We start from the raw sequence: 11,133 nt of genomic DNA on the forward strand, positions 1-11,133 counted from the left end.
ATCTCCAGCCGCCCCTCCGCGGGGGCAGTCGCGGAGGCCCGCGTACGGTCACCGAGCGCGAGCACCGCCGCCAGGCGCAGCTGCGGCTCCGGAGCGGCGAGCAGCGCCTCCAGGAGGGTGGCGGCCCCGTCGGACGGGGTCGCGGCCTCGCCGGTCCGAGGGGAGGCCTCGTCGGACGGGGCGCCGGACGGCCCGCGACGGGTCGCGTTGCCGAGTGCGAGGACCAGGTCGAGGCGGGTCACCGGGTCGTTCTCGGCGTGCCAGCGGCTCAGGAGTGCGGGAAGGGCGCCTTCGCCGGGGTCGGCGCAGACACCGATGACGTCGGCGGCGGCCCGCCGGATCTCCGGTTCGGGGTCGGCCAGCAGGGCGAGCACATCGGGCAGATGCCGTTCCCAGGCAGCGGACCAGTGGACGTCGAGGAACCGCGCCTCGACCCTTCCGGCCTCGGCGGCCAGACGCCCCACCAGTTCCAGCAGCGTGCGACGGGGCGTCACCTGCGGGGCGGCGGCCAGGCGCAGTACGAAGGGGAGCGCGGCCGGCGCGGCCGGGCAGACCCAACCCCCCTGGTGGTAGAGGTGGTTGAGCAGGTCGAACGCGGCGTCCTCCGCGTCGTCCGGGTCAGGTCCCGCGCATCGCCGCAGCAGATCCGGCACGTCCTCGGCGGTTCCGTAGTTGTGCCGCAACCCCGCCCAGTCGACCGCTTCCAGCTCAGCCCGGTCGATCGACTTCAGCCCCTCCGACATGCGCGCGACCCTACCGCCGGGCCCGGACACGCGGCGACGAGGTTTCGCCGCGCCCTGCCGCACCATCGCCCCGCCGGACCCGCCGGACGCGCGTTCGAATGCTGCCATGACATGCCAAATACGACTGTCCTCCATATTGTACTTAGATGCGCACATGGCGTGAACTATCGCTGTGGCCATCGGGCGCCGCCGGTAGCGTGCGGCCCCTGTCCCGTATGCATCCCGTACGCATGTGTACGCGTCCGCACGAAGGAAGCGACCGATGGCCGAGACCGGGCAGCACGAACAGCGGTACGAGCGATACGAGCGGTACGAAGGCGGCAGCCCGGAGGCCGAGCGGCTCGTGTTCGAGCGGCTGGCCCGCGAGCTGATGGAGGTCCAGGTCAGGAACCGGCGGGCCGGGGGCGGCGGGATCGCGCGGGCGTTCCACGCGAAGGCACCGGTGGCCGTCGAGAACGCCCGGCTGCGTTTCCACGACGACCTCCCGGCGGCCCTGCGCGTCGGCTTCGCGCAGCCCGGCGCCGAGTACCCGGCGGTGGTCAGGCTCTCGAACGCCAGCGGCATCCGGCAGGGCGACGGCTCCCCGGACCTGCGGGGCGCGGCGATACGCGTACGGGTGTCGGACGACGAGAGCCACGACCTGCTGGCCACCAGCTTCCCGGTGTCGCACGCGGCGAACGCGCGGGAGTTCGTGGCGTTCGCCAAGGCCATGGCAGGGGCGCGCAGTCCGCTGCGGAAGGCGTTCGGGCTGCTGGTGAAGCTGCCGCTGGCGGTGGGGTTCGGCACCGCCGGGCGGATGCGGCGGAACGTGCGCGAGGCCACCCGGCGCTCGGTGAACTCCCTCGCCAACGAGACCTATTGGAGCCGCGGGGCGATGCTGTGGGGCGACGCCGGGCCCGTACGGTACCTGCTCCGGCCCGCGCCCGGTACGCCGGTGGCGCCCGCGCCCGACCGACGGGACCCCGACTTCCTGCACCGCGAGTTCGCGCGGCGCCTCGGGCAGGCCGACGTGGCGTTCGACCTGTGCGTCCAGCGATACGTGGACGAGCGGCGCACCCCGGTCGAGGACGCCTCGGTGGAGTGGAAGGACGCGGTGGCGCCGGCGGTGCCGATCGCGCGGCTCACCATCCCGAGCCAGGAGCTGGACGGCGCCGAGGCACGGGCCGCGGCGGGGCGCGTCGAGGACCTGATCTTCAACCCCTGGTACACGACCGACGCGTTCCGGCCACTGGGGAACATCAACCGGGCGCGGAAGGCCGCGTACCGGGCGAGCGGCGCGCACCGTCTCGGGCTGCGATTCGTCACCACGGAACCCTTGCGCAACCGGCTGCTCGGCCGCCCCGTGGAAGCCGCGATCGGGCTGCTGAACCGGTACGTCCCCTGGCACCGGCTGCCGGTGTCGCTGAGCCTGCTGAACCTGGTGTTCCTGCGGAAGGTGCTGCGCCGGCTGAACCTGATCGACACCGAGCCGGGCGAGGCGCCTCCCAAGGCGCAGCCCGTCCCCGAGCCGATCCCGGAGAGGCTGCGCACGGAGCGTTCGTACGACGGGACGTACAACGACCTGTCCGAGCCGGAGATGGGCGCGGTCGGTGCCGCCTTCGGCCGCAATCTGGCACCGGACCACCGGCCGGACCTCTTCGACGTCCCGAACCCGGTCACGGTCAGCCGGCAGCTGCTGCACCGCGAGAGCTTCGTGCCCGCGACCTCGCTCAATGTGCTGGCGGCGGCGTGGATCCAGTTCCAGGTGCACGACTGGGTCAACCACCGCCGCCACAAGCCCGGCGATCGCAGTGTGGAGGTGCCGCTGCCGCCCGGACACGGCGGATGGCACAACACCCCGACCGGACCGGCCGAGAACGTGATGCGCTTCGCGGAGAACGAGGGCATCGAACGGCCGGGACAGCCACCGATCCTGTTCGCCAACAGCGCCTCCCACTGGTGGGACGGCTCCGAGGTGTACGGGGCGGACGAGCGGACCGCGCGGTTCCTGCGGGAGGCCGACGGGCGTGCCGAACTCCGGCTGGAGGAAGGCCACTTGCCGATGAACGGCAACGGCATCCCGCTCACCGGGTTCAACGAGAGCTGGTGGATGGGGCTCAGCGCGATGCACACGCTGTTCGCCCGCGAGCACAACGCCGTCTGCGCGGCGCTGCGCGCCGAGTACCCGACGATGAGCGAGGAGCGGATCTACCACACGGCACGGCTGGTGGTCTCCGCGCTGATCGCGAAGATCCACACGGTGGAGTGGACCCCGGCGATCCTCGCCACCGAGGCGATCGACGTCGCGCTGCACACCAACTGGTCGGGCCCGCCGAAGAACTGGCTCAACCAGCTGGGGCTGTGGCTGTTCGAGGCGCACTCGCTGACCGGCATCCCGAAGACGCTGCCGGACCACCACACGGCGCCGTACTCGCTGACGGAGGACTTCGTCACCGTCTACCGCATGCATCCGCTGATCCCGGACGACTACGAGTTGCGCGAGCACCAGTTCGGGCGGCGTCTGGAGACGGTGGGCTTCCTCGACATCCAGGGCGGCGCCGCCGAGACCCAGATCCGCAAGACGGGCCTCGCGAACTCCCTGTACTCGTTCGGTATCGCCCACCCGGGCGCGATCACCCTGCACAACTTCCCGCGCTCGCTCCAGCGGTTCGAGCGCGACGGGGAGATCATCGACCTGTCGGTCGTCGACCTCGTCCGTACCCGGCGGCGCGGGGTGCCGCGCTACAACGACTTCCGCGCCGGGCTGCACAAGCCGCGGATCCGTTCGTTCGAGGAGCTGACGAAGAACGCGGAGACCCTGGCCCGGCTGAAGGACGTGTACCGCGACGTCGACGAGATCGACACCGTGGTGGGACTGTTCGCGGAGAACCCGCCGGAGGGCTTCGGGTTCAGCGACACCGCGTTCCGGATCTTCATCCTGATGGCCAGCCGACGGCTCCAGAGCGACCGCTTCCTGACGGTCGACTACCGGCCGGAGGTCTACACACCGCTCGGCATCGACTGGGTCGAGAAGGGCGGCATGAACTCCGTCGTCCTGCGCCACTGCCCGGAGCTGGCGCCGCTGCTCCCGCGCGGGGGGAGCGCGTTCGCGCCGTGGCGGACGGTGCGGCCGACGGACAACGGCACCACGAGCGACGGCGGTTCACCATGACGCCGTGACACCGGCCCGGGGTGCCGTACGGCCCCGGACCCTGAACCACACCACGGGGGAACAGCATGACCTTCACCGACAACCCGTCCGGGCTGCCCGGCGGGGACGAGCACTCCGGCACGACCGGCCTCACCGCGTCCACCCATCCCGGACTCGCCGACCTCTTCCGGCGTCCGCTGCTGAACACCGTGTGGCGGCGCCGTACCCACCGGGTCAGCCGGGGCGCCAAGGTGTCCGCCGGAACCATGACCTACACCTCCTCCCACGCCGTGCGCCCGCTGACGGAGCTGGAGGAGGCGGTGCTGATCGCGATCACCGGCACCACGGGGCTGACCATGCCCGACCGGCCCTTCGAGGACCCGGACGACGGCACACCCATCATGTCCAAGCCCAACCTGACGATGGCGGGCCGCACCGCCGGGAGCCCGGACAACGCCCAGGGCACCCACTTCTTCCTCATCAACGACTCGGGCACCTACTTCCTGCGCAGGCTGCCGCCGGCGCCGGACGAGCCGTTCGACGCCGAGACCCTGGTGGCACGGGCGCACCGGGCGAAGGTGAAGGTGCTGGACCACCGGCTCGACGTCGCGCCGGGCAAGCGGGACTTCCCCGCGTACCTCGACTCCAACCGCTTCCTGTCCAACCTGCCGGGTACGACCCTGCTGTTCCCGGTGGTGGACCTCTCCCACCAGTACGTCAACGCCCTGATGTATCTGCTGACCCAGCCCGACGGCGCCCGCCCCACCTTCGTCGACGACCGCAACTTCTACCGCCCGGCCGGTGTGCGCAAGTGGGTCAGGAACGGTTTCCTGAACGGCGATCTGAAGCTGCCGCTCGGCGCCCTCGGCCCCATGCGCACCCAGATCGAGGCCGATCTGCTGCTGCAGAACCTGATGCTCACCGCCGAGGCGATGGGCCTGGGCGCCTGGATCCACGCGTCCGTCAACCCGCAGATCGCCCTCGGCGACCCCAAGTTCTCGCGGGCGTACGGCAGGATGCTCGGCTTCGACTTCGTCACCCCGCGCTGGCGGCCCGCCGACATCCTCCGCTGGCACATCCCCCTGCCGAAGTACGCGACGGTGCGCGCGCACCCGGTGGGTCTGCGCTCCCCCGACGGGGAGCCGTTGATCACCGCGGCCTGCCCGCCCGCGTTCCCGTCCATGGCCGAGGCCGTACGGACGATCGTCGACGCGAAGTTCGGCAAGGACGGCGTCTACACGGACCGCGATGTCTTCGCCCGTATCTACCGGGAGGACTACGGGCAGCGGTACCTCACCGAGGCCGGCGAGTACGACGACCGGGTCGTGGAGTGCGCCCGTGACGTCTGCGCGTACGTCCTGCGCACCCACGGCCGCTTCCCCGCGCACACGGACGCCATCCATGTGCCGGGCGTGTGGCTCCAGGTCCATCACGTGGAGAACGAGTACTACGACCGGTTCTTCGTGAACGGCCTCACGGACGCGCACCGCTCCCACGACGGTGTCTGGGGCCACTGACCGGCCGGAACGGGGTGGTTGACAGGTACAAGTGCCGCGGGTGAGAGTCCCGTTGATGATGATCGACGACCTCACCCCGGCCGAGCGACGCGTCTGGGATGCCTTTCCCCGCGGTGTCTCGGTGCGCTTCGGCGCCGCCGAGGACGGGGCCACCGACGACGGGGCCGCGGACGGGGCCGACGGGCGTCCCGGAAGGACCGTGCGGGCGGCGGTCCTTCGGACGCTGCTCCTCACCGCGCCCCGCGAGGAGGGCGAAGTCGCCGCACTCAAGATCGCGGGGGCCCGGATCATCGGCACGCTGGACCTGAAGTACGCGACGGTCGACAGCGTCGTACGGCTCAGTGGCTGCCACTTCGAGGAGGTCCCGGACCTGTCCGGCGCGCAGCTCGCCTATCTCAACCTCACCGGCTCCGTGCTGCCGGGGCTGCGATCGGCGCGGGTCAGGGTCGACGGCGGGCTGCGGCTGACGGGCTGCCGGTTCGGGGGCCCGGTGAAGCTGACGGGGGCGCAGATCTCGGGGACCCTGTTCATGGAGCGGGCCGAGTTCACCGCGCCGGACGGCGAGGAACCGGCGCTGCGGCTGAACCAGGCCGAGATCGGGGAGGAGTTGTGCGCTCCCGGACTGCGGGCGCGGGGCGAGGTCAGGCTCGCCGGCGCCCGGATCGCCGGATCGGTCGACCTCAACGACGCCCGCCTGGACCGGCCGGACGGCGTCGCGCTCACCGCCGAGACCCTCACCGCCGAGGCCGACGTCGAACTGCGCCGCGCCCAGGTACGGGGGCGGGTCGAGATGCGCGGCGCCCGCGTCGCGGGGCGCCTGGACCTGTCGTACGCACGCCTGGCGCACCCCGGAGGCACGGCGTTACGCGCCAGCAGTTGTGTCGTCGGCGAACTGTGGCTGCGCGGCGGCCCCCGGATGGAGGGCGTCCTCAACCTCCGTCGCTCGCAGATCGAGGTCCTGCTCATGGAGCCCGACGTGGTGCCCGCACAGGTACGCCTCAACGACCTGACCTACACCTCGCTCCTGTCGCACCTCCCGGCGCCACGGCGGCTGCCTATGCTGGCGCGGGACGACGACGGGTTCATCCCCCACTCCTACGAGCAGCTGACCGCCGCGTACCGCCGCATCGGCGACGACGACGCGGCCCGCCTGGTGCAACTCGCCAAGCAGCGCCGACGCCGGGCCACCCTCCCCTGGTACGGGCGACTGTGGGGCCTCGTCCAGGACGCGACCGTGGGGTACGGGTTCCGTCCGCTGCGCGCGGCCGTCTGGCTGCTGTCCCTGCTGGCGGTGGGCTCGGTGGCATACGCCCTGCACCCGCCGGGGCCCCTGAAGGCCGACGAGGCGCCGAGGTTCAACGCGGTCTTCTACACCCTCGACCTGCTGCTGCCGATCATCGACTTCGGTCAGGAACGGGCCTACGCGCCCGAGGGCGCGGGGCAGTGGCTGTCGAACGTCCTCGTCATCACGGGCTGGATCCTGGCGACGACGGTGGTGACGGGCGTGACGCGCACCGTCAGCCGCCAGTGAGCGGGCGGCGGCCCTTCAGCGTCGAGCGCCGGCCGCCGTCCCTGCCTGGACGAGGCCCAGGAGGACCAGGCAGCCGCCGACGGCCATCAGGACCACTCCCACCTTGGTGAGGGTGAGCACCGGGATCTCGACGCCGCCGGTGAACAGCTTCAGGGCCAGGCCGACGAGGAAGGTCGCGGTTCCTTCGGTCAGGTTCTTGGAGGCAGGACTCACTGCTGGGCTCTTTCCGTCGAGGACACACCACGCTCGCGTGCGGCCGGTCGGCCGGTCGGGGGGATCGCCTTCATCGTAGGAAGAGCGGGGGCAACGGCTCGTCAGTCCTCGGGACGATCCCGCGCTGCATCGTTCGGCGGACAGCGACGGACGTCCGTCCCGGTCCGGTGGTCGTTCGACCGCGTCATCCGACGGGGCGCCGGCCGTGCTGGGCGGCGAGGCGTACGGGCGCGTTCTGGGCTCCGTAGCCCCGGTAGTCGCCGTCGCGTTGGACGATTTCGAAGAAGACGCGGCCGACGGTCTCGGTGTAGCAGTGGCGGAAGACGCCGTCGGCGTCGCGGTCGTAGAGGATGCCGAGTTCGCGGTACGTCTCCAGCTCGCCGTCGGCGAACTCGAAGCGGGCGGCCAGGTCGTCGTGGTAGTTGGCGGGGACAGCCAGCAGCCGGCCCCCGGCGGCACGGAAGGCACGGGCCGCGGCGACCACGTCGTCGGTGGTGAGGGCGATGTGCTGGGCCCGGCCGGCGTCGTCCGTGGGGGCCGGGCCGACGCTCAGGGCGATCCGGACGCTGCCGTCGGCGTTGCTGACGGGGCGGCTGCGGAACAGGCCGTAGGGGTCGGCGACGTCCACGCTCTCGCGGGCGGGCAGGCCGAGGACGGTCCGGTGGAAGAGGGCCGCTTCGTCGAACTGGTGCCAGGGCTGGGTGAGCGCGAGGTGGTCCACACGCTTCAGGTGGCGGGCGGGCTCCGCGTGCGGCACGGGACGGAAGTCGGCGGTCCAGCTGGGGAGTTCGGGGCGGTCGGTGGCGCAGAAGAAGAGTTCGGTGCCGTCGGGGGCGGCGACCGCGTCGAGGGCGACGTCCTGCGGGGAGCGGCGGCGGGGCAGGACCGGGGCGAGCAGGGCCTCCGCGCGGCGGGCGGCGCCCGCCGGGTCGGGTGACTCCAGGCCGATCGCGGCGAGTTGGGTGCCGTCGCGGCGGGCCGCCGGGCCGGTGTTGACCAGGACCCGTGCCTCGCCCTGCCGCCACAGGTCCACCGGCTTGCTGCGGTGGCGGGCGGTGCGGGCGAAGCCGAGGGCGCCGAGCAGGGCGGCCACGGGCTCGGCGTCGGGGGTGACGAGTTCGGTGAACGCGACGCCGGTGGGCACCACGGGCTCCGGCAGTGCGGCCAGCCCCGCCGCCTCCTGGAGCATCAGCAGGGAGCGGTGGGCGTCGACGGCGGTAGGGCCCGCCTCGGCCTGCCGGAACACGTCGTTGAAGACCTCCAGGGACAGGGGACCCCGGTATCCGGCCGCCCGCACATGCCGGACGAGGCCCGCGAGGTCGAAGCCGCCCTGGCCGGGGAAGCAGCGGTAGTGACGGCTCCACTGGAGCACGTCCATCGCCATCAGCGGGGCGTCGGCCAGCTGCAGGAAGAAGATCTTCTCGCCGGGTATGTCCTCGATGTTCTTGGGGTCGGAACCCCGGGCGAGGATGTGGAAGCTGTCGAGGCAGGTGCCGAGCGCGGGGTGGTCGGCGGCCTCGACGATGCGCCAGGCGTGGTCGTACGTGCTGACGTGCCGTCCCCAGGCCAGCGCCTCGTAGGCGACGCGGATCCCGAAGTCCTGGGCGAGGTCGGCGAGCCGGTGCAGTTGGGCGGCGGCGAGGGCGTCGTCGTCCTCGGCGAGCGGATGGACGCTGGAGCACACGAGGACCGTGTCGGCGCCGAGCCTCCGCATCAGCTCGAACTTGTGCCGGGCCCGCCGCAGGTTCCGCGCGAACTGGTCCGCCGGCACGGCCTCGATGTCCCGCATCGGCTGGTACAGGTCGATGGTGAGGCCCAGGTCCGCGCACCGGGCCCGGATCTCCTCCGGGGCGAGCGGACTGGCCAGCAGATCGTTCTCGAAGATCTCCACCCCGTCGAACCCGGCCCGCGCGGCGGCCGTGAGCTTCTCGGTGAGGGACCCGCTGAGGGAGACGGTGGCGATGGCTGTGCGCATGGTGCGGCTCCTCTGATTCCAGCTGTGCTGCCGACGACCGGGACAGTCCCTTCAGGGACGGGACCGGGACGGTCCCCTCAGGGACGCGTCGACGGGTTACCGCGCGGCCCCCGCGACACCGGCCAGCTCGGCGATGTCGGCGAGCATGCGGGTCGCGTCCGCCTCCCTCCCCGTGAACAGGCGGAACGCGTCCGCCGCCTGGAACACCGCCATCCCTCCCCCGTCCAGCGTGGCGCACCCGAGTGCGCGGGCCGTGCGCAGCAGCTCCGTCTCCAGCGGGCGGTACACCACCTCGGCGACCCACAGCCCGGGGTGCAGCAGCTCCGCGGCGAAGGGCAGGCCGGGGTGCGCGGCCATTCCGGTCGGCGTCGCGTGCACCACCCCGTCGGCCCGGCCGAGCAGCGCCGGCAACGCGTCCGGCGTCGCGGCGGCCGCGCGTCCCGCGCCGAAGTGCCGGTCGAGGGCGGTGGCGAGTCCGGCCGCGCGGTCGGCCATCGCGTCGACGACGGTGACGTGCTCCGCACCGAGGGTGAGCATGGCGTGGGCGACGGCCGCGCCGGCGCCGCCGGCGCCCAGCTGCACGACCCTCTCCAGCGGGACGTCGGGCAGTCCGCGGGCGAAGGACGCGGCGAAGCCGGTGACGTCCGTGTTGTGACCGACGGCCCGGCCGTCCTCGAAGACCACGGTGTTGACGGCGCCGAGCGCGGCGGCCCCCGGCGCGAGCGCGTCGAGATGGTCGATGACGAGCTGCTTGCAGGGGTGGGTGATGTTCAGCCCGTCGAAGCCGAGGTCCCGGGCGGCGCGCACCAGGTCCCCCACCGCCTCGGGGCCGACCCCGACACGGTCGATGTCGATCAGCCGGTACAGGTACCGCAGCCCCTGCCGGTCCGCCTCCCGCTGGTGCAGCGCGGGGCTGAGCGAGGGCCCGATACCGGAGCCGATGAGGCCGACGAGATACGCGTCCCGTGTCGGGGCGGGGGTCGAGACCTGGGGCACGGCGGGGCCTCCTGAGCGACTCACTAATGTACGAACTAGTACGTTAGTAATAGCACCCCGGATCGACCAGGGGAAGCCCTCTTCTACAATCGCGGTCACTGGCCCCTTGCCCGAAGGAACGCGATGACCAGCGTCGAAGAACCGGCACGACCGAACGGGCGCATCCGTGACGCGGCCCGCACCAAGGCCGAGATCCTCGACGTCGCGACCAAGGAGTTCGCCCGTTCCGGCTTCGCGGGAGCCCGGGTCGACGAGATCGCCGCCCGCACCCGCACCACCAAGCGGATGATCTACTACTACTTCGGCGGCAAGGAGCAGCTGTTCACGGCCGTGCTGGAGCGGGCGTACTCCGTGATCCGGCAGGCGGAGCAGGAGCTGGACGTCGAGCATCTGGACCCGGTCGCCGCCATCCGGCGCCTGGCCGAGGTCACCTTCGACCACCACGAACGGCATCCGGACTTCATCCGCCTGGTCAGCATCGAGAACATCCACGAGGCCGAGCACATCGCCGCGTCCGAGAAGCTGGGCAGGATCGGTTCGCCGGCGCTGGACGTGATCCGCCGCATCCTGGAGTCGGGGCAGCGGTCGGGCCTGTTCACGGCCGATGTCGACGCCGTCGACCTGCACGCGATGATCAGCTCCTTCTGCTTCTTCCGGGTCTCCAACCGGCACACCTTCGGCGCCCTCTTCGGCCGCGACCTCGTCGCCCCCGACCTGCGCGAGCACTACCGCAAGATGCTCGGCGACATGGTGATCGCGTATCTGACGGCGGACCGCGCGACGGACTGACGACGGGACCACGCGACGGGCCGGAGACGAGATCACGCGACGGACCGACGACGGCAGCGCACGACGCACCGCCGACGGCACCCCGACCCGCTCCGGGCCGGGAGGTTCGTTCGACGCCACCCCTTGACACCCGGGACACGTGGGCGCAACATCCGTAGCCAACCGCTACTAACTATCCAGTGCGTTAATTAGCCGCGTGGTACCCGGCACGGCCGCCCCAGCACCCCCGGGGACCCGGC

General features: G+C 72.0%; 7 protein-coding genes and 1 pseudogene. 4 read left to right on the forward strand and 4 right to left on the reverse strand.

Translation table 11 applies throughout. The features are described 5' to 3' along the window. Window positions 1-743: pseudogene (locus AOK15_RS32065) on the reverse strand (hypothetical protein); the annotation flags it as partial. A gap of 262 nt (window positions 744-1,005) precedes the next feature. On the opposite strand from AOK15_RS32065, the gene AOK15_RS32070 reads away from it, so the two are divergent. The 3 genes from AOK15_RS32070 to AOK15_RS32080 all read left to right on the forward strand — a co-directional run bounded on the left by AOK15_RS32070 (window position 1,006) and on the right by AOK15_RS32080 (window position 6,921). Continuing rightward, entirely contained in the window at window positions 1,006-3,894 is a 2,889-nt protein-coding gene (locus AOK15_RS32070) for a peroxidase family protein (RefSeq protein WP_055521832.1), read from the forward strand. A gap of 65 nt (window positions 3,895-3,959) precedes the next feature. Then, the gene (locus tag AOK15_RS32075; RefSeq protein ID WP_055521833.1) at window positions 3,960-5,390 is read left to right on the forward strand and encodes a hypothetical protein; all 1,431 of its coding nucleotides are present in this window, start codon (window positions 3,960-3,962) and stop codon (window positions 5,388-5,390) included. Between the two features lie 55 nt (window positions 5,391-5,445). Beyond that, entirely contained in the window at window positions 5,446-6,921 is a 1,476-nt protein-coding gene (locus AOK15_RS32080) for a hypothetical protein (RefSeq protein WP_055521834.1), read from the forward strand. Between the two features lie 15 nt (window positions 6,922-6,936). Here AOK15_RS32080 and AOK15_RS32085 read toward each other — a convergent pair whose 3' ends face one another. From AOK15_RS32085 to AOK15_RS32095, 3 genes are all read right to left on the reverse strand, one after another. After that, window positions 6,937-7,134, reverse strand: a complete 198-nt coding sequence (locus tag AOK15_RS32085; protein ID WP_055521835.1) for a DUF5708 family protein — start codon at window positions 7,132-7,134, stop codon at window positions 6,937-6,939. 184 nt (window positions 7,135-7,318) lie between these two features. Next, the gene (locus AOK15_RS32090; protein WP_055521836.1) at window positions 7,319-9,109 is read right to left on the reverse strand and encodes a bifunctional sugar phosphate isomerase/epimerase/4-hydroxyphenylpyruvate dioxygenase family protein; all 1,791 of its coding nucleotides are present in this window, start codon (window positions 9,107-9,109) and stop codon (window positions 7,319-7,321) included. A 96-nt stretch (window positions 9,110-9,205) separates the two neighbouring features. Then, window positions 9,206-10,105 (reverse strand): shikimate dehydrogenase, encoded by a 900-nt coding sequence (locus tag AOK15_RS32095; RefSeq protein ID WP_055521837.1) that lies wholly within the window; start codon window positions 10,103-10,105, stop codon window positions 9,206-9,208. A 123-nt stretch (window positions 10,106-10,228) separates the two neighbouring features. Between AOK15_RS32095 and AOK15_RS32100 the strand changes: the two genes are divergently transcribed. Next, on the forward strand, window positions 10,229-10,894 hold the full coding sequence (locus AOK15_RS32100) for a TetR/AcrR family transcriptional regulator (RefSeq protein WP_055521838.1): 666 nt from the start codon (window positions 10,229-10,231) through the stop codon (window positions 10,892-10,894). The last annotated feature ends 239 nt before the right edge of the window (window positions 10,895-11,133 follow it).

The sequence above is a fragment of the Streptomyces ossamyceticus genome (assembly GCF_001418475.1).
GTDB lineage: Bacteria > Actinomycetota > Actinomycetes > Streptomycetales > Streptomycetaceae > Streptomyces > Streptomyces ossamyceticus.

Coding starts and splice junctions, on each gene's coding strand:
- AOK15_RS32100 (WP_055521838.1), top strand. CDS start 10,229: ATGACCAGCGTCGAAGAACCGGCACGACCGAACGGGCGCATCCGTGAC.
- AOK15_RS32070 (WP_055521832.1), top strand. CDS start 1,006: ATGGCCGAGACCGGGCAGCACGAACAGCGGTACGAGCGATACGAGCGG.
- AOK15_RS32090 (WP_055521836.1), bottom strand. CDS start 9,109: ATGCGCACAGCCATCGCCACCGTCTCCCTCAGCGGGTCCCTCACCGAG.
- AOK15_RS32075 (WP_055521833.1), top strand. CDS start 3,960: ATGACCTTCACCGACAACCCGTCCGGGCTGCCCGGCGGGGACGAGCAC.
- AOK15_RS32080 (WP_055521834.1), top strand. CDS start 5,446: ATGATGATCGACGACCTCACCCCGGCCGAGCGACGCGTCTGGGATGCC.